Annotated in this window: 14 protein-coding genes; 11 read left to right on the forward strand and 3 right to left on the reverse strand. The window is 71.3% G+C overall.

What is annotated here, in order from left to right:
* Window position 1: 1 nt before the first annotated feature.
* Window positions 2-1,789: an ABC transporter ATP-binding protein gene (locus PCC79_RS13065; RefSeq protein ID WP_232548455.1), complete on the reverse strand. Its 1,788-nt coding sequence runs from the start codon at window positions 1,787-1,789 to the stop codon at window positions 2-4.
* Between the two features lie 147 nt (window positions 1,790-1,936).
* Between PCC79_RS13065 and PCC79_RS13070 the strand changes: the two genes are divergently transcribed.
* The 8 genes from PCC79_RS13070 (at window position 1,937) to PCC79_RS13105 (ending at window position 12,203) form a co-directional block, all read left to right on the forward strand.
* Entirely contained in the window at window positions 1,937-2,959 is a 1,023-nt protein-coding gene (locus PCC79_RS13070) for a metal ABC transporter substrate-binding protein (RefSeq protein ID WP_342372085.1), read from the forward strand.
* An 11-nt stretch (window positions 2,960-2,970) separates the two neighbouring features.
* Entirely contained in the window at window positions 2,971-3,831 is an 861-nt protein-coding gene (locus PCC79_RS13075) for a metal ABC transporter permease (RefSeq protein ID WP_342372086.1), read from the forward strand.
* Window positions 3,828-4,634: a metal ABC transporter ATP-binding protein gene (locus PCC79_RS13080; protein WP_342372087.1), complete on the forward strand. Its 807-nt coding sequence runs from the start codon at window positions 3,828-3,830 to the stop codon at window positions 4,632-4,634. The genes PCC79_RS13075 and PCC79_RS13080 overlap by 4 nt, the downstream gene beginning before the upstream one ends.
* Before the next feature lie 249 nt (window positions 4,635-4,883).
* Complete coding sequence (locus PCC79_RS13085) at window positions 4,884-6,068, forward strand: sensor histidine kinase (RefSeq protein ID WP_342372088.1); 1,185 nt, start codon at window positions 4,884-4,886, stop codon at window positions 6,066-6,068.
* A complete protein-coding gene (locus tag PCC79_RS13090; RefSeq protein WP_342372089.1) occupies window positions 6,065-6,745 on the forward strand; it encodes a response regulator transcription factor in 681 nt (226 codons plus the stop codon). Before PCC79_RS13085 ends, PCC79_RS13090 begins: the two co-directional genes overlap by 4 nt.
* Before the next feature lie 54 nt (window positions 6,746-6,799).
* On the forward strand, window positions 6,800-7,687 hold the full coding sequence (locus PCC79_RS13095) for an RNase H family protein (RefSeq protein ID WP_342372090.1): 888 nt from the start codon (window positions 6,800-6,802) through the stop codon (window positions 7,685-7,687).
* Between the two features lie 183 nt (window positions 7,688-7,870).
* Window positions 7,871-9,142: a citrate synthase gene (locus tag PCC79_RS13100; RefSeq protein WP_342372091.1), complete on the forward strand. Its 1,272-nt coding sequence runs from the start codon at window positions 7,871-7,873 to the stop codon at window positions 9,140-9,142.
* An 850-nt stretch (window positions 9,143-9,992) separates the two neighbouring features.
* Entirely contained in the window at window positions 9,993-12,203 is a 2,211-nt protein-coding gene (locus PCC79_RS13105; protein ID WP_342372092.1) for an NADP-dependent isocitrate dehydrogenase, read from the forward strand.
* 144 nt (window positions 12,204-12,347) lie between these two features.
* Here the strand turns inward: PCC79_RS13105 and PCC79_RS13110 are convergent, their stop codons facing one another.
* Complete coding sequence (locus PCC79_RS13110; protein WP_232548446.1) at window positions 12,348-13,346, reverse strand: hypothetical protein; 999 nt, start codon at window positions 13,344-13,346, stop codon at window positions 12,348-12,350.
* A 208-nt stretch (window positions 13,347-13,554) separates the two neighbouring features.
* A complete protein-coding gene (locus tag PCC79_RS13115; RefSeq protein WP_342372093.1) occupies window positions 13,555-14,736 on the reverse strand; it encodes a M20 family metallopeptidase in 1,182 nt (393 codons plus the stop codon).
* Window positions 14,737-14,933: 197 nt separating this feature from the next.
* Here PCC79_RS13115 and PCC79_RS13120 point away from each other — a divergent pair, with 197 nt between their 5' ends.
* From PCC79_RS13120 to PCC79_RS13130, 3 genes are read left to right on the forward strand one after another with little or no spacing between them, the layout of a single operon-like run.
* Window positions 14,934-16,001, forward strand: coding sequence for an ABC transporter permease (locus PCC79_RS13120; protein ID WP_342372094.1), 1,068 nt, complete (start codon window positions 14,934-14,936; stop codon window positions 15,999-16,001).
* Window positions 15,998-16,990 (forward strand): ABC transporter permease, encoded by a 993-nt coding sequence (locus PCC79_RS13125; RefSeq protein WP_232548443.1) that lies wholly within the window; start codon window positions 15,998-16,000, stop codon window positions 16,988-16,990. Before PCC79_RS13120 ends, PCC79_RS13125 begins: the two co-directional genes overlap by 4 nt.
* A gap of 50 nt (window positions 16,991-17,040) precedes the next feature.
* Complete coding sequence (locus tag PCC79_RS13130) at window positions 17,041-18,744, forward strand: ABC transporter substrate-binding protein (protein ID WP_232548442.1); 1,704 nt, start codon at window positions 17,041-17,043, stop codon at window positions 18,742-18,744.

Genomic DNA, 18,744 nt, shown 5'->3' on the forward strand with positions numbered 1-18,744 from the left:
CTCAGGACGCCAAGGCGGCGTAGCGACCACCGGCGGCGAGGAGTTGCTCGTGGGTGCCCCGCTCCACGATGCGGCCGGCCTCGACGACGATGATCGCGTCGGCGCTGCGCACCGTGCTGAGCCGGTGGGCGATGGTCACCGTCGTCCGCCCGCGGGCCAGCTGGTCGAGCGCCGCCTGGAACTCGCGCTCGGTCTCGGTGTCGAGCGCGCTGGTCGCCTCGTCCAGCACGAGAACCCGCGGGTCGACGAGCACCGTCCGCGCCACCGCCAGCCGCTGGCGCTCGCCCCCGGAGAAGCGGTGCCCGCGGGCGCCGACCACGGTGTCCAACCCGTCCGGCAGGCGGCGGACGACCTCGTCCACCTGGGCCACGCGGAGGGCATCCCACAGGTCGGCGTCCGTGGCGTCGGGCCGGGCCTGGGTGAGATTGTCGCGGATGGACGCGTGCGCCAGGTATGTCTCCTGGCTGACGACGCCGACGTGCCGGGCGAGATCGGCCGGGGCGAGGTCACGCAGGTCGACGCCGTCGACGCGGATCGTGCCCGCGGTCGGGTCCGCGAGCCGCACCAGCAGGGAGGCCAGCGTCGACTTGCCCGACCCGGTCTCCCCCACCACGGCCAGCGACGTGCCGGGCGTGAGCTCGAGGTCGACGTCCACGAGGGCGTCGACGTCGGCGTCCGGGTAGCGGTAGGACACGGCCTCGAACGAGACCGCACCCGCGGCGTCCGGCGGGAGGGGCACCGGGTGCAGGGGCGCCGGCACGTCGACGGTGAGGTCGAGGTAGCCGAAGATGCGGGAGAGCAGGGCCATGGAGGCGATCCACTGGGCGCCCATGCTCAGCAGCCCCAGCAGCGGCCGGAAGATCTGCGACTGCAGGGCGGCGAATGCCACGACGGTGCCGATGGTGAGTTCGCCCATCACGGCGGGGAAGCCGGCGGCGAGGTAGATCAGCGCCGGGATGACGGCGAAGACGATCTGCATGGTCGCCATCCGCCACTTGCCGGCCAGCTGGCTGCGGACCTCGAGATCGGCCAGGCTGGTCGAGGTGGCCTCGAAGGACGCCTGCCGCGCCGGCTCGGCGCCGAGGGTCTTGGTGAGCAGGGCGCCGCTGACGCTGAGCGCCTCCTCCACCTGCCCGTGCAGGTCGGCCATGACGCGTTGCCGCTCGGCGGTGATGTCGCGGCGCAGCAGGGCCACCCGGCGCGTCAACCACACCGCCGGCGGCACGACCACGAGCGAGATCAGGCTGAGCCGCCAGTCGAGGATCACCATGGCCACGGCGGTGCCGATCGCGGTGGTGACGTTGGACGCCACCGACGTGGCGGTGTTCGTCACCACGGACTGCAGCCCGGCCACATCGTTGATGAGGCGGGACTGGATGTCGCCGCCGCGCGTCCGCTTGAAGAACGCCATTGACTGGCGCTGGATGTGGGCGAACACCGACGTCCGCAGCTCGTTCATCACGCGCTGCCCCATGGTGGTCGCGAGCCACGTCTGGACGACGCCGAGCACCCCGGTGAGCACCGCCACGGCCACCATGCCCGCCACCGCCCACCCGAGCAGCTCGAGGTTGGCGTGGGGCAGGGCGTCGTCGATGATCGCGCGCAGCAGGAACGGCTGGGCGAGACCGACCAGCGAGGACGCGACCACCGCGACGCCCACCACGCCCAACGCGCCCGCGTGCGGGGCGAACAGCGCCCGGACGCGGCGCATCTCCACCGGCGACTCGGCCAGTTGCGCCCGATCGCGCGGGTCGATGCGGGACGGGCCCATCATCATGCCCTCGGACACGATCCCCCCTTCCCGCGACTGCCCTCGATTCCGTGGCGAGGCTACTCTGCCGGGCCGCATGGCCGATGCCGTGGGCCCGCGCGCAGCCGGTGGCAACCGGTGCCCACAGTTTGAAAACGATTCTCAGTAACTCCTACAGTGGACGCCATGACCGCCACCGCTCTCCGCTCCGCTGCGCTCGTCGGCGCGCTCGGCCTGGCCCTCGCGGGCTGCACGTCCCCCGCTGGCTCGACCAGCGCAGCGGGGGTGTCCGACGCGACCGCCGCGGCGTCCGACCCCGTGGCCATCGCGACGACGACCCAGCTCGGCTCCGTGCTGTCCGACATCACGCAGTGCGCCGGCACGACGTCGGCCACCCTCATGGGGCCCGGGGACGACCCGCACGCGTTCGCGGTGAGCTCGGCGCAGGTGGCGCAGATGGTGCGCGCACAGCTCGTCGTGGCCAACGGGCTCGGCCTGGAACAGGGCCTGGAGTCGGCACTGGCGAACGCGGCGTCCGACGGCGGCACCGTCTACGAGGTCGCCCCCGACCTCGACCCGCTGACGTATGAGGAGATCGAGGCGTCCCAGGCCGACGCACACGCCGGCCACGCGCACGCGGAGGAGGCGGCGTCCGAGGATCACGACGGTCACGACCACGGCGCCGAGGACCCGCACGTCCACATGGACGTGGCCCGCATGGCGCTGGCGGCCGAGAAGATCGGCGAGCGGCTGGCGTCCGCGACCGGGGACGACCAGTACACCTCCTGCGGGGCCGAGGTGGCGGCGTCCCTGCGTGAGACCGACGCGGAGGTCCGGGAGATCCTGGCCGCGGTGCCGGCGGAGAACCGCATCCTCATCACCGACCACGAGGCCTACAACTACTTCGCCGCGGCCTACGACTTCGACGTCGCGGGCGTCGTGATTCCCGGCGGCAGCACGGACGCCGAGCCCAGCTCGGCGGATCTGGCCGAACTCGTCGCGGTGATCGAGGAGGACGACGTGCAGGCCATCTTCTCCAACAACACCGTCAACCCGGCGCTCGTCGAGGCGCTGGCCCGCGAGGCGGGGACGCAGGTGCAGGTCGTCCAGCTGTACGAGGGCTCGGTCGGCGCACCCGGCACGGACGCCGCGACCTACGCCGGCATGATGCTCGCGAACGCCCGCCTCATCGCCGACGCGCTCGCGTAGTCTGCACCGCTGTGGACTGGTGGACCGCTGTGGACTGGTGGATCGAGCCGTTCCTGCTGGGGTTCCAGCAGCGGGCGCTGATCGGGGGGCTCGTGGCCGCCGTGATGTGTGCGGTGGTGGGTGTGTGGCTGGTGCTGCGCGGCATGAGCTTCTTCGGCGACGCTTTCGTGCACGGCGTGCTGCCCGGCATCGCGGCGGCGGTGATCTTCGGGTTCAACCCGTATCTCGGCGCGGCGGTGGCGGCGCTGTTCATGGTGGGGGGCATCGAGCTCATCCACCGGCAGACGGCGCTGAAGGAGGACACGGCGATCGGCCTGCTGTTCGTGGGCATGATGGCGCTGGGGGTGACGATCATCTCCCGCTCGAACGCCTACACCGGCAGCCTCACGTCGATCCTGTTCGGGGACATCTTCGGGGTCACCGACGAACTCATCACCACCATGGTGGTGATGGGGGCGGTGGTGATCGCCGCGGCCGTGGTGCTGTTTCGCCCGTTGTTGGCGCTGAGTTTCTCCGCGACCAAGGCGCAGAGCCTGGGCATGCGGCCGCGATTCGCGCACGCCGCGCTGCTCGTCCTCATCGCCACCGCCGTGATCGCCAGCTTCCAAGCGGTCGGCACCCTGTTGGTGTTCGGGCTGCTCGTCGGGCCGCCGGCCGCGGCGTCCCTGCTCAGCCGCACCGTGCCGCGCATGTTCGTGTGGTCGGTGGCGCTGGGTGCGCTCTCGGTGTGGCTGGGGCTGACCCTCAGCTACCACCTGCAGACCGCCGGCGCCGCCACCATCGCGTTGGTCGCGGTGGCGCTGTTCTTCCTGTTGTTGGCGCTCACCCGGGGCGTCGCCGCGGCGCGTCGCCGGCGGGTGGTGGCAGCATGACCGAGCTGCTCGCCGAGGCCGTCGACCTCCGCCTGGGGTACGGCAACCAGGTGGCCGTCGCGGCGTCCCGTTTCACCATTCCGCACCGGGCGGTCACCGCGATCATCGGGCCCAACGGCTCGGGCAAGTCGACCGTGCTGAATGCGCTGGGCGGCGTGTTGGAGCCGCTGGCCGGGCGCCTGACGGTGCTGGGCGGCTCGCCGCGCGTGCGACCGCCGAAGGTGAGCTACGTGATGCAGTCGCTCGCGTTCCCGGCTGGCACGCCGATCACGGTGCGCGAAGCCGTGGGCATGGGGCTGTACCCGAAGCTGGGCTGGTTCGGTCGCCCGTCCGCCGACGACCGCGCCCGCGTCGAGCGCGCGATGGAACGCCTGGGTGTCACCGATCTGGCCGACCGGCACCTCGACGAACTCTCGGGCGGGCAGCGGCAGCGGGTCTACGTCGCCCAGGGCATGACGCAGGACCATGAAGCCCTCCTGCTGGACGAGCCGCTGACCGGCCTCGACATCACCTCGGCCCGGGTGATCGACCAGATCATCCACACCGAGCGCGAGCGCGGCCACGCCGTCGTCCTCACCACCCACGACCTGGACGAGGCCCGCGCGGCCGACTGGGTGGTGCTGATGGCGGGGCGCTGCGTCGCCGCCGGGCCGCCGGCCGAGGTGCTAACACGAGAACACTTGGCGGACGCCTACGGCCTCGGCTCCCTGCACGCCCACGCCCCCGAGCCCGACGTACTGGACGACCCGCACAAGCCGGACGCCCCCGGGCACGACCACTCCCGCCACCAACACCCCCACTGACCGACCGGCGCTGGACGCTACTGGCGCTGCTGGCGGCGCTGCCTCCTTGGCATTTGGACCCGAGGAAATGGCGCCATGGCGCCGTTGCCTCGGGTCCAAATGCCGGTGGGAGTGCCTCCGCCGGGTGCCACTGCGGGGTGCCGCTGTCGGGTGCCACTGCGGGGTGCCGGGCGGGGGCCCGGAGGTGGAGACGGTTCCCGGCCGGGGGTGGACGTCTCGGACGGGGGGCCGCCGTAGGCTGGCCGGGTGATGAACGCCGCGCCCACGTCCTGGTGGAACAGCCGCCCGTTCACCGCCGACCTCATCGCCGCCGCCGTCCTCGCCGTGCCCGTGCTGGGCTTCAGCACCGCGATGTACGGCCCGTTCCTGGGGTTGCTGCACACCGTCGTGTGCATCGGCCCGCTCGCGTGGCGCCGCACCCACACCGACCTCGCCGCCCTCGCCCTGACGGTGCCCCACCTCCTCCAGCTCTGGCTGGTGCAGGTGCCGGCGCCGGGCAACGTGGCCGTCCCGTTCATGATCTTCGCCGTTGCCGCCCACGGGAGGCCCCGCGCCCGGCCCTGGTGGTTGGCGACGTCCGTCCTCGCCGCGCTGGCCGCGGCCGGGGACTGGGCGGCCGGCTCGGTCGAGACGACCATTCTGATCGCCGGGTTGCTGCTGTCGCTCGTCGCCGCCTGCTGGGCCCTCGGGGCGCTGACCCGCAGCCTCGGTGAGTCCCGGGTGTCGGCGGCCGAGCGGGCCCGGGCCGTCGAGCAGCAGCAGGTGCAGCAGGTGCAGCTCACCGCGTCCGAGGAGCGCCAGCGCATCGCCCGCGAGATGCACGACGTGGTGGCGCACAGCCTGGCCGTCATCGTCGTGCAGGCCGACGGCGGCGCCTACGCCGCGGGCATGGACGGCGACCCCGCCATCCGGTTGGCCACCGCCGAGAAGGCCCTGCAGACGATCCGCGCCACGGCCCACGACGCGCTTGGGGAGACGCGGCGCCTGGTGGGCGTCCTGCGCAGCGATTCCGGCACCGAACGGGAGCCGGCCGCCGGGCTCGGCGAGGTGTTCGACCTCGTCACCCACCTGGCGGACGCCGGCCGCAGCGTCCGCATGGAGGTCACCGGCGACCCGCTGCTGCGCTCCCGCCTCGGCCCAGGGCTGGAGCTCGCGGCGTACCGCATCATCCAAGAGGCCCTCACCAACGCCGTCAAGCACGCCGGGCCGGACGCCCGCGTGCTGGTGAGCATCGACCACGCGCCCGCCGTGCTCACCGTGCAGGTGCGCGACGACGGCAACGGTTCCACCACCCACGACGGCCTCGGCCACGGCCTCATCGGCATGCGCGAGCGCGTCGCCGCGTTCGGCGGCACCCTCGAGGCCGGCAACCACCCGCACGGCGGCTTCGTCGTGATCGCCCGATTCCCGACCCCATCAGGAAGGACACCATGACCGCTCCCCTGCGCCTCGTGCTCGCCGACGACCAGGAACTCGTCCGGCTGGGCTTTCGCATGGTTCTCGACGCCCAAGAAGACATGACCGTCGTCGCCGAGGTCGGCAACGGCCGCGACGCCGTGGCTCGCGCCACCACCGGGGGCGGCTGCGATGTCGTCCTCATGGACATCCGCATGCCCGTGATGGACGGCGTCGAGGCCACGCGCCGCATTGTCGACTCGGGCTCCTCGGCGAAGGTGCTGGTGCTCACCACCTTCGACCTCGACGAGTACGTGTACGCTGCGCTGCACGCGGGGGCGTCCGGGTTCCTGTTGAAGGACGCCGGCCCGGCCGAATTGCTCGCCGGCATCCGCGCCGTGCATGGCGGCGAGGCCGTCGTGGCGCCCACGGCGACGCGCCGCCTGTTGGAGCGGTTCGTGCCGATGCTGCCGATCACGGGTGAGGCCGCCTCGCGGGCCCGGGAGCGACTCGACGTGCTCACCGAGCGTGAGCTCGAGGTGCTCACCGCGATCGCCCAGGGCCACACCAACACCGAGATCGCGCAGCAGCTCTGGCTGGCGGAGCCGACGGTGAAGACCCACGTCGGCCACCTGCTCTCCAAGCTCAACGCGCGCGACCGCGTCCAGTTGGTGGTGCTCGCCTACGACGCGGGGCTGGTCCGGCCGAACCCGTGACGTCAGGCGTCCCGATGCGTGGGGGACGCTTGCAGGCCGGGCAGAATGGACGCCGTGATCATCGCTGCCGCCGACGGTTCGTCGCTGTCCAATCCAGGCCCCGCGGGGTGGGCATGGTTCGTCGACGGTGACCGGTGGCGTGCCGGGGGCTGGAAGCACGGTACCAACAACATGGGCGAGCTGATGGCCGTCCTCGACCTGCTCGAGCAGACCGCCGGTGCCGGCGACGACCTGCTCGTCTACTGCGACTCCCAGTACGTCATCAACGCCGTGACGAAATGGATGCCGGGCTGGAAGCGCAAGGGCTGGAAGAAGGCCGACGGCAAGCCGGTGTTGAACGTCGAGCTGCTGCAGGGCATCGACCGGGCCATCGCAGGCCGCCGCGTGACGTTCGAGTGGGTCAAAGGTCACGCCGGTCACGAGCTCAACGAAGCGGCGGACGCCCGCGCCCGCGCCGCCGCGACCGCCTACCAGCGGGGCGTCCCGGTGGACGAGGGTCCGGGGTTCGCGGCGGACGTCATCACCTCCGGCTCCCTCGACGTGACGCCGGGCGCCCGGGCCGAACCCGACCTGCTGGACGCCCTCGCCGAGGGTGGCGACGACGCCGACGAGCACCCCGTCGTCGGTGTGACCAGGGCTTTGCTGTCGGACGCCCTGCGCTCCGACCGCGACGGGTTCGCGTCCCACCTGCACCCCCACTTCGTGCTGCACGACGAGCGCGGACGCGCCGCGGGCAAGGGCCGGCTGCTGGCCACGCTGGCGCCGCTGCCCGAGCCCGTGCGCGTCGAGGTGGAGGGTGTCGACGTCCTGGCGCCGTGGATCGTCCAGGTGCGCTGGCGGGCGCGCTCGGCGTCCGCCGTGACCCTGCGCAGCTCGCTGTGGGTGAAGCACGACGGGTCCTGGCGGCTGCGGTTCGAACAAGCAACGCCGGCGGTGCGCTGAGCGCGGCACCCGGCCGCGGGCTGCTGGCGTGGATTCCGCCGCGGATTCCGGTCGTAGGGTCGCCCACCGCGTGCGGGCGCGGAGCAGGGGCCCGATTCGGGGCACAGCATTCGCAGCCCCGGGTCACCCGGACGCGGTGTGGACAGGCGCCCACGGCGTCCGATTGGCGCCTAGGGTGCTGGCATGTCGGACTCCCTCACCATCACCGCCGGCTCGAACAGCGCGGAGCTGCCGATCACCGAAGGCAGCATTCGCGCCACCGACCTGCGCGCCATCCCCACCCACGACGGACCGCTCACCTCCTTCGACCCCGGATTCGTGAACACGGCCGCCTGCCATTCCTCGATCACCTACATCGACGGCGACGCGGGCATTCTCGAATACCGCGGCTACCCGATCGAACAGCTCGCGCAGCACTCGACCCACCTCGAGGTGGCATACCTGCTGCTCAAGGGCGAACTCCCCACCGCCGACCAACTGGCGGAATGGGACAAGCTGGTCAACACCCACCGCTTCGTGCACGAGAACGTGGCGAGCTTCATTCGCGCCTATCGCCACGACGCCCACCCGATGGCCAAACTGATGGCCGCGGTGGCGTCCATGCAGACCTTCTACCCGAGTTCGCGACGCCTCGACGACCCGGGGGCGCGCGACATGAACATCGTGCGACTGATCGCGAAGATCCCGACGATGGCCGCCTGGTCGTACCGCCACTCGATCGGACGCCACTTCGTGTACCCCAACGACGAACTGGGCTACGTCGACAACTTCCTGGCGATGTTGTTCCAGAGCCAACAGCGGGTGTACCGGCCCGATCCGCGGGTGTCGCGGGCCATGGAGACGCTGTTCATTCTGCACGCCGACCACGAACAGAACTGCTCGACGAACGCGGTGCGTTCCGTGGCGTCCGCCGGCAACGACGTCTACACCTCCTCGGGTGCCGGCATCGGGGCGCTCTTCGGCCCGTTGCACGGCGGGGCCAACGAGGCGGTGCTGAAGATGCTGCGCGAGATCGGCTCGAAGGACAAGGTGGGCGATTTCATCGATGGTGTGAAGAACGGACGCACCCGGCTCATGGGATTCGGGCACCGGGTGTACAAGAACTACGACCCGCGCGCCAAGGTGATCAAGAAGTCGACCGAGGAGGTGTTCGAGGTCACCGGCGTGAATCCGCTGCTGGAGATCGCGCTCGAACTGGAGAAGATCGCGCTGGAGGACGAGTACTTCGTCAAGCGGCGCCTCTACCCCAACGTCGACTTCTACTCGGGGCTGATCTACGAGGCGCTGCGCTTCCCGCCCGAGATGTTCACGGTGCTCTTCGCCGTGCCGCGGACGGCGGGTTGGTGCGCCCAGTGGCTGGAGGGCGTCACCGACCCGGAGCAGAAGATCATGCGGCCCAAGCAGATCTACACGGGGCACCGCGAGCGGTCGTTCGTTCCGATGGACGAGCGCTGAGGGCGGTTGTCCACAGGCCCCCGCGGGGACGTGTGGACAGCGTGGAACTCCCCTGTGGAATTCACCGACTCCCCTGTGGACGACACGCCCACACCTTGCGCGTGCTTGACCGGAGGACTAGAAAGGGATCCACGCGCTCCTCCGGGAGAGCAAGGATGGGTGTTCCTGTCGTCCGTCGGCGGTCTGCAGACGGCCACCTCGTTGGGTGACGTGGGCGAGGGGACTTCCTGGACGCCTGTCCGGCTGGAATCGTCACGCTTCTCCGGCCGCTGCCCATGGGCCTCCGTCGACGACCGCGTCCGCGGGGGCCCCGCTGCGTTCTGGTAGGGGTGGGCGGGTGGCGCCCGGAACCTGGTCCGGTTTCGATCGGTCGCCCCAGCACCGTTCTCGGTGTTGCCGGTGCTGGTATTGCCCAGCACGGCGTCACGTGGCGCAGTTCAACGGCACGGGGCGCACTTCAACCCCACGTGGCGCAGCGCCGCTCACGTGGCGGGCCGCGCACGGGCCGCGACGTGAGGTCGACTGCGCCAGGTCGTTTCGGGGTGCGCCAGGTGAGGGCAGAGTGCACCAAGTGCACGGCATGGCGCCTCGTCCGACAACGAGCGGCCCAGCGCATCGACGAGCCGTGCTTGCGCATGGGTTCTCGACACGGACGCCCCGGTCGCGTCGACACGGCGTGCTTGCGCATGGGTTGTCGACGCGGACGCCCCGGCCGGCGTCCACCACCGCGGCAACCACCCGGACGGACGCCGCCCCAGCCCTCGGGACCGGCCGCATCCGGCACGCGGCGGCGTCCGATTCGCATAGGCTGGCACCGACCCTGCCCGGCAGCGAGAGGACCCTGATCCGCATGGCCACGATCATCTACACCTGGACCGACGAGGCACCGTTCCTCGCGACGCATTCATTCCTGCCGGTGGTCCAGGCGTTCGCGAGCCAGGCGGGCGTCGAGGTCGAGACGCGTGACATCTCGCTGGCCGGGCGCATCCTCGCCGCGTTCGCGGATCGGCTCCCGGCCGAGCAGCAGGTCGCCGACGACCTCGCCGAGCTGGGTGAGCTGGCCAAGACGCCGGAAGCCAACATCATCAAGCTGCCGAACATCTCGGCGTCGGTGCCCCAGTTGAAGGCCGCCATCGCGGAGCTGCAGGCGCTCGGGTACGACCTGCCCGACTACGACGCCGCCTCCGACGACGAGCGCGCCCGCTATGACGCCGTCAAAGGCTCGGCGGTGAACCCCGTGCTCCGCGAAGGCAACTCCGACCGTCGCGCCCCGCTGGCCGTGAAGAACTACGCCCGCTCCCACCCACACTCGATGGGGGCCTGGTCGTCCGACTCGAAGACCGAGGTGGCCACCATGGGCGCCGACGACTTCCGCGCCGGCGAGCTCTCGGTGATCATGCCCGAGGCCGACACGCTGCGCATCCAGCACGTGGGCTCTGACGGAGCGGTCACCGTCCTCAAGGAGAAGCTGCCCGTGCTGGAGGGCGAGGTCGTGGACGCCACCGTCCTGCGCGCGGCGGCCCTCGACCGCTTCCTCGCCGAGCAGATCGAGCGGGCCCGCGAGCTGGGCGTCCTGTTCAGCGTCCACCTGAAGGCCACGATGATGAAGGTCTCCGACCCGATCATCTTCGGCCACGTCGTGCGCGCCTTCCTGCCGAAGACGTTTGCGCAGTACGGCGACGCGCTGGCGTCCGCCGGGTTGAGCCCCAACAACGGCCTCGGCGCGATTCTCGCCGGGCTGGACGCCCTTGAGGACGGCGCCGCGATCCGCAGCCTGATCGAGGCCGAGCTCGACGAGGGCCCCAAGCTCGCCATGGTGAATTCCGACAAGGGCATCACGAACCTCCACGTCCCCTCCGACGTGATCGTGGACGCCTCGATGCCGGCCATGATCCGCACCTCGGGCCACATGTGGGGCCCCGACGGCGAGGAGGCGGACACCCTCGCCGTCATCCCCGATTCGAGCTACGCCGGGGTGTACCAGGCCGTCATCGACGACTGCAAGGCGAACGGTGCTTACGACCCGACCACGATGGGCTCGGTGCCGAACGTCGGCCTCATGGCGCAGAAGGCCGAGGAGTACGGCAGCCACGACAAGACGTTCGAGATCGAGACGTCGGGCAAGGTGCAGGTGGTGGACGCCGCCGGCAACGTCCTCATGGAGCACGACGTGGCCCCCGGTGACATCTGGCGCGCGTGCCAAACCAAGGACGCCCCCATCCGCGACTGGGTGAAGCTCGCCGTGACCCGGGCCCGCGTGTCGGGGACGCCCGCGATCTTCTGGCTCGACCCGGAGCGCGCGCACGACCGCAACCTGATCACGCTGGTCGAGCGCTTCCTGGGCGAGCACGACACCGAGGGCCTGGACATCTCGATCATGAGCCCCGTGGAGGCGACGCAGGCGTCCATCGAGCGCATCCGTCGGGGTGAGGACACGATCTCGGTGACCGGCAACGTGCTGCGCGACTACAACACCGACCTGTTCCCCATCCTCGAGCTGGGGACGTCGGCGAAGATGCTCTCGGTCGTGCCGCTCATGAACGGCGGCGGGCTGTTCGAGACCGGTGCCGGTGGCTCGGCGCCCAAGCACGTGCAGCAGCTGGAGGCGGAGAACTACCTGCGTTGGGACTCCCTGGGTGAATTCCTTGCGCTGGCGGAGAGCCTCGAACACCTGGCCCGGACGTCCGACAACCCGCGCGCGTCCGTGCTGGCCAAGGCGCTGGACGCCGCCACCGGCACCCTGCTCAACGAGGGCCGGTCGCCGGCGCGCAAGGTCGGCCAGATCGACAACCGCGGTTCCCACGCGTGGCTCGCCACGTACTGGGCGCGCGAGCTCGCCGAGCAGGACGCCGATCCGGAGCTGGCCGAGATCTTCGGCGTCGTCGCCGCGGAGTTGGAGGGCAAGGCGGAGCTGATCAGCGAGGAGCTGATCGGCGTCCAGGGTTCCCCGGCCGACCTGGGCGGCTACTACCGCCCGGATGCCGACAAGACGACCGCCGTGATGCGCCCGTCCCAGGCGTTCAACGACGTGATCGCGCGGCTGTCCTCCCCCGGCGTCTGACCACCCACCCCCCGGCGGGTGGGGTTGGGAGTGCGCCCTCGTTCATTTGGCATTTGGACCCGAGGAAATGGCGCCATGGCGCCATTTCCTCGGGTCCAAATGCTCTTGCGTCGGCGATGGGCGACGCTGGAGGGGGTGGGGGCGTCAGCTGGCGCGCTTGCGGGACGCGGCGAGTGCGGCCGCGACCTGGTCCATGAAGGCGTCCGGATCCGTCCGCAGCCCCAACACGGGAATCTGCAGGCGCACCACCCCTGGCTCGCGGATGGCGAGGCCGTTGAACCGCAACGCGTCGGCGACACCTGCAGTCCCCTCGAAGTGGCCGGCACCCTGAATCTCGACGTGGACGCCCTCGGGCTCGAAGAGCGCGTCCAGGTAGACCCGGCCGTTGTCGCTGACCCGCACTGCCTGGCGCGTGGGTTCGGGGAGCCTGCGGCGCCGGCACCTCGCCGCGAAGTCGAGTTCGTTCAGGGAGTGGGCACCGTCACACACATCACGGATCACCCCATCGAGCACCGGGCGCCGCGCCGAGTAGATCACCGAGTGCCAGTGGGCGAGCAGGGTCGCGGGCATGACCAGGCGCTGCTGCACCGTCATCGCGATGAGGGTGGCCGCCGCCTTGTCGGTAGCAGCCCACTGGGCCGCCCGGATCACCGCCACGTGGGGCTTGGTGTGACGCAGGCCGGCCCCGGCGACGGCACCGAGGTCGCGCAGCTGGCGGTGCTGCACCCCGGGAATGCTGCGCGGCGCGGTGTTGTGCGGCACGCTCACGTGAATCACCGGCTCGATCCAGCCACGAAGGCCGGCGGCGAGCAGAGCCGTCGGCCCGTCCAGCACCGCCCGCGGCCCCGACTCCCACAGAGCCCTCCACCAGGTGGCTGCCTCGGTGAGTTCCCGGCCGGTGAGGCCGAGCGTGTGGCGTCCGAGGCGCTGGAACGCGCCCCGCTCGACCTCAGAACGGATCTGTCCCGTGGTCATGCCGTCGTCCAGCAGCATGGCCCGGGTGAGGACACCGCCGTGGGTGGCCGCCAACTCGAGGGCCGCGGCCAGGCGGCGGGCGTGTTCCACCCGCGAGACGACAGCGCGTTGCGCGCGGGTGGTTCCGGAAACCATGCGCAGGTCGATGCGCTCCGAGGCTTGTGTCATGGAGAAGAGCGTGCGCCACGCCCAAGCTCGGATCAGCAGTTATCCACAGCTCAGGTGTTGTCCGTTTGGGTCGAGGTGTTGGCAGGGTGGACGCGCAGCGGCAACGAGGCGGCATTTGGACCCGAAGAAATGGCGCCATGGCGCCATTTTCTCGGGTCCAAATGCCCATCCAGGAGCGACCCCACCACCCCCAGACGCGAGCAGGGGCTCAGCGCTCGAGGCGGCGCCAGGCCAACTCGGCCAGGAGGGCCGCCTGGTCGGCCAGGACGCCGTCGTCGAACACCACCAACGGCGAGTGGTTCCACGGCGCGGTCGTCCAGTCCGTCTCCGGCGGCGTGCAGCCCAGGAACACAAAGGCCCCCGGCACCTGCTCCAGCACGTAGCTGAAGTCCTCCGACCCCATCAGCGGGTCGGCCATCAGCTCGAACCGCTCGGCGCCGAAGCGCTCCGTCACGACGTCACCCACGAAGGCTGCCTCGTCGGTGTCGTTCATCGTCACCGGGTAGTCGACGCGGAAGTCCACCGAGGCCGTGCACCCGTGTGCGGCGGCGATGCCCTCGGCGAGCCGGCGCGTCTCCTCGGTGAGCGTGTCGATGGACGCCTGCGACAGCGTCCGCACCGTCGCGCCCAGCGACGCCGACGGGGGGATCACGTTGCGCGCCTCCCCGGCCGACAGCTGCGTCACCGTCAGCACGACGGGGTCGAACACCGAGAACCGCCGCGTCACCATCGCCTGCAGCGCCGTCCCGATCTCCAGCAGGGCCGGCACCGGGTCGAGCGACGTCTGCGGCTGGGAGCCGTGCCCGCCGCGTCCGTGCACCGTGATGTCGAGCTCGTTCGCGCCCGCCATCAGCGGCCCCGGCCGCGTCGAGAACCGCCCGTACTCCCCCGTGGCCACGTGGACGCCGTACGCCGCGACCACGCGCTCGCCCGCGGCGTCCAGCACCCCTTCCTCGATCATGACGCGGGCACCGCCGGAGCCCTCCTCGCCCGGCTGGAACATGAACACGACCGTGCCCGGCAGCTCCTCGCGCCGCGCGGCCAGCAGCCGCGCCGCCCCGACCAAGCCGGCCACGTGCAGGTCGTGCCCGCACGCGTGCATGCGGCCGTTGGTTGACGCGTAGTCGACGTCGGCCTGCTCGGCCACCGGCAGGCCGTCCAGGTCGCCGCGCAGCAACACCGCCGGGCCCGGACGCCCCCCGCGCAGCACCGCCGTCACCGACGTGCAGCCCGTCCCGGTCGTGATCTCCAGGTCGAGCCCCTCCAGCGCGGCGAGGATCGCGGCCTGGGTGTCGGGGCACTCGAGCCCGAGCTCGGGGATTCGGTGCAGGTCGCGACGCAGCGCGACGAGGTCGTCGGAGAGGTCAGCGGCGGCGGCGGTGAAGTCCATGACCCCCACCCTAGACAGCCGCCACATGGTGAAACGTCGCCGGCGGCGGAATGAACCGTGGCACCGTGGCGTTGGCACACACGTGAAGCGACCTGAACGCGGGGTTCCGCACCGGGAGGGACGTCGAAGGGCGCGGGTCTGTCCGTGCGCGCCGAGCGCGTGACACGTCCCAGCCCCGCCGTCGAAAGCGAACCCCCTTGCCCCCCACCGAACCGCCCCGCCCCGACCGGGCACAGCCAGAGCTGACCGGCCACGCCGGCGAGCCGTCCGGGGCCCCCAGCACGCACCCCACCACCCCCGAGACCGGCGAGCTGCCCGTTCGCAGCGCCTCGAGTGACGGCGCCCCCGGCGACAGCAGGTCCGCGCGGCGTCCGCTGCCAGGAACCCGGGTCTGGACGCGCCTGCGCACCGACCGCGCCGCCCTCGTCGGCCTCGCCCTCATCGCCCTGACGCTGCTCGCCGTCGTCTTCGCCGACCTCATCACCGGCGCCCTCGGCGTCGACACCGAGACCTACCACACCGACCTGCTCGACCCCTACGGCGTCCCCGCCGGGCCGCTCGGCGGCGTCAGCCTGCAGCACCCGTTCGGCGTCGAACCGCAGACCGGACGCGACCTGTTCGCCACCGTCGTCCACGGCGCCCGGATCTCGATCGTCATCGGCCTGGGCGCGACGCTGCTGAGCGTCGCCATCGGCGTCGCGATCGGCATCCTCGCCGGCTACGTGGGCGGGGTGGCGGACGTGCTGGCGTCCCGCTTCATCGACGTCATGCTCGGCTTCCCCAGCCTAATCTTCATGATCGCGATCAGCGCGATCGTGCCGTTCGATTTCAACCGCGTGCTCCTGATGGTGCTCATCCTGGGCGTGTTCGGGTGGCCGTCGATCGCCCGGGTGGTGCGCGCCGAGACGATGTCGCTGCGCGCGCGTCCCTTCGTCCGGGCCTCGCGGAGCCTGGGGGCGTCCAACGCGCACATCATCGGGCGGCACATCCTGCCCAACCTGTGGGCGACGATCATCGTGTTCAGCACCATCTCGATCCCGGGCAAGATCGGCGCCGAGGCGGCCCTGAGCTTCCTGGGCGTCGGCGTCCGCCCGCCCACGGCGTCCTGGGGCCGGACGATTTCGAACGCGGTCAACTGGATCGCCACCGACCCCTGGTACCTGCTGTTCCCCGGCGCCGCGCTGTTCCTCGTCACGTACGCCTTCAACGTGTTCGGCGACGGCCTGCGTGACGCCCTCGACCCGACGACGCAGGTGGGCTCATGAACCGCCGCACGCTGGCCCGCATCGGCGTCCTCGCGACCCAGACCTTGCTCGTCCTCGTCATCATCGTGGCGCTCACGTTCATGGTGTTCTCCGCGTGGCCGGCCGACCCGGCGCTGCTCGCCTGCGGACGCCCCTGCACGCCCGACCGCCTCGAGTCGGCCCGCGTCTTCCTCGGCTACGACCAGCCCTGGTACACCCAGGTGTGGAACTACCTCACCGGCATCGTCGCGGGCCGCACGTTCGGCGAGGGGGCCGGCGCGATCCACTGCGACGCGCCGTGCCTCGGCTACTCCTTCCGCCTCGGGGCGCCCGTGACGTCGCTCATCGCCTCCCGCGCCCCCGTCACCGCCTCCCTGGCCATCGGCGCCGCCGTGCTGTGGCTGCTGGGGGGCGTGCTCGCCGGCATGGTCTCGGCGCTGCGGCGCGGCACGTTCGCCGACCGCGGCATCATGGCGCTCACCGTCGTCGGCGTCTCGGCGCCGAGCTACCTGTTGGGCCTGCTCGGCATCCTCGTGTTCGGGTTCACCCTCGACATGGTGCCCGTGGCCAACTACGTGCCGTTCTCCACCTCGCCGATCGACTGGGCCTGGCATCTCGTGCTGCCCTGGACGGTGCTGGCGTTCATCAACGCGGCCGTCTACGCCCGCCTCGTGCGCGGCCACATGCTGGAGAATCTGGGTCTCGACTACGTTCGCATGGCCCGCTCGCTCGGCCTGACCGAGCGGACGGTCATCAGCCGTCAGGTGCTGCCCAACGTGCTGACCCCGGTGATCCCGCTCGTCGCACTCGACCTCGGCGCGCTGCTCGGCGGCGCGGTGATCACCGAGCGCGTGTTCTCGATGCCCGGCGTCGGCTCGCTGCTCATGGACGCCGTGGGCCAGACCGACCTGCCCGTCATCGTCGGCGTCACCGTGTTCGCCGCGGCCATCGTCATCCTCGCCAACCTCGTCGCCGACATCCTCGCCACCGTGCTGGATCCACGGATCTAGCCCCAGAACCAGGCCGGACGCCCCGGTCGCCAACCACAGAAAGGGACACCATGCTCCCCCGTTCCCCCCATCCGCGACGCCGCCGGTTGCGCGCCGCCGCGGCCGCCCTCGCCGCCGGCGCCATGCTGGCCCTGAGCGCGTGCGGTGCCAACGACCCGTCCCGCAACACCGGCGCGGTCGGCACCGACACCGGCACGCAGGCGCCCGCAGCCGCCGGTGAGCTGCAGGTGCTCTCCAGCAGCAACGAGCTGAACCTCGACCCGGCCAAGTCGCAGTCCATGGCCGTCACGTCGCTGGCCCTGGTGCACCGGCGCCTCACCACGTGGCGCGTCGAGCCGGGCCAGGAGGTCGAGGTTGTCCCCGATCTCGCGACCGACACCGGCACCGTCTCCGACGACGGCCTCACCTGGACCTACACGCTGCGCGACGGGCTGTTCTTCGAGGACGGCACGCCCATCACGGCCGCCGACATCAAGTACGGCCTCGAGCGCACCTACGCCCCGGCGCTCTCCGGTGGCCTGACCTACCACCGCGCCCTCCTGGCCGGCGGCGAGGGCTACACCGGCCCGTACGAGGGTCAGCACCTCGACTCCATCGAGGTCGTCGACGACTCCACGATCGCCTTCCACCTCAACCAGCCGGCCGGCGACTGGCCCTGGATCGCGTCCACGCCGGCCTTCTCGCCGGTGCCGGAGGCGCAGGACGACCCCGAGAGCTACGCGCGCGAGCCCGTGGCGTCCGGGCCGTACCGCGTGGCCAGCGCGAACGTGGGCGTCGAGGTGCGCCTGGAGCGCAACGAGTACTGGTCGAGCGACATCGACCAGATGCGGACGGCCGAGCCCGACACCATCGTGTGGCAGCTGGGCCAGGACACGCAGACCACCACGCAGCGTCTGCTCAACGATCAGCCGGCCAACGCGATCTCGGCTTCGTTGGTGCCGGCGTCCACGCTGGCGCAGCTCGCCAGCGACCCCGCGAGCCAGGATCGGATCGTCACGTCCGACCCCGGCCCGCTGCAGTACCTGTCGATCAACACCGAGCGGGTCGCCGACGTCCGCGTGCGCCAGGCCATCAACTACGCCGTCAACAAGGCGGCCGTGCTGATCGCCATGGGCGGCGAGCGCGGTGGAGCGATCGCGACAACGTACATCTCCCCCGGCATCCCCGGACGCGAGGAGTACGCCCTCTACGGCACCGAGCCCGAGGGGGATGTGGCGGCCGCGCAGGCCCTGCTCGACGAGGCGGGCGTCAGCAGCCTCGACCTCGTGCTGCTGACCCGCAACGACTCCGACTCCGTCGCCCGCTCCGAGGCCATCGCCCAGGGGCTGTCCCGCGTCGGCATCAACGTCACCATCGACGCCGTGGAGTCGGCCACGTTCAGCGAGCGCGCCACCCAGGGCGACGGGTCGAGCTACGACCTGGCGCTCGGCTCGTGGAACCCTGACTACCCGTCGCCCAACGCGAACCTGCGCCCGCTGTACCACTCCGCCGAGATCGGCCAGGGCGGGTACAACACCTCCCGCTACGCCAACCCTGAGGTGGACGCCGCCATCGACGCGGCGGCCGCGGAGGAGGATCCGGAGGTCGCCGGCCCGATGTGGGCGGCGGTGGACCGCATGATCGCCGAGGACGCCCCCAGCGTGCCGCTGGCGTTCGCCCGCAACTCCTTCATCGGGGGCAGCGCGGTGGGCAACTACTACGTCGAGCCGTTCCCCGCCTACCCGAACTACCTCGTCCTGTCGGTCGAGGGCTGA

The organism is Propioniciclava soli, assembly GCF_038502305.1.
GTDB lineage: Bacteria > Actinomycetota > Actinomycetes > Propionibacteriales > Propionibacteriaceae > Propioniciclava > Propioniciclava soli.

Coding starts and splice junctions, on each gene's coding strand:
- PCC79_RS13130 (WP_232548442.1), top strand. CDS start 17,041: ATGCTCCCCCGTTCCCCCCATCCGCGACGCCGCCGGTTGCGCGCCGCC.
- PCC79_RS13080 (WP_342372087.1), top strand. CDS start 3,828: ATGACCGAGCTGCTCGCCGAGGCCGTCGACCTCCGCCTGGGGTACGGC.
- PCC79_RS13090 (WP_342372089.1), top strand. CDS start 6,065: ATGACCGCTCCCCTGCGCCTCGTGCTCGCCGACGACCAGGAACTCGTC.
- PCC79_RS13100 (WP_342372091.1), top strand. CDS start 7,871: ATGTCGGACTCCCTCACCATCACCGCCGGCTCGAACAGCGCGGAGCTG.
- PCC79_RS13115 (WP_342372093.1), bottom strand. CDS start 14,736: ATGGACTTCACCGCCGCCGCCGCTGACCTCTCCGACGACCTCGTCGCG.
- PCC79_RS13110 (WP_232548446.1), bottom strand. CDS start 13,346: ATGACACAAGCCTCGGAGCGCATCGACCTGCGCATGGTTTCCGGAACC.
- PCC79_RS13105 (WP_342372092.1), top strand. CDS start 9,993: ATGGCCACGATCATCTACACCTGGACCGACGAGGCACCGTTCCTCGCG.
- PCC79_RS13125 (WP_232548443.1), top strand. CDS start 15,998: ATGAACCGCCGCACGCTGGCCCGCATCGGCGTCCTCGCGACCCAGACC.
- PCC79_RS13085 (WP_342372088.1), top strand. CDS start 4,884: ATGAACGCCGCGCCCACGTCCTGGTGGAACAGCCGCCCGTTCACCGCC.
- PCC79_RS13070 (WP_342372085.1), top strand. CDS start 1,937: ATGACCGCCACCGCTCTCCGCTCCGCTGCGCTCGTCGGCGCGCTCGGC.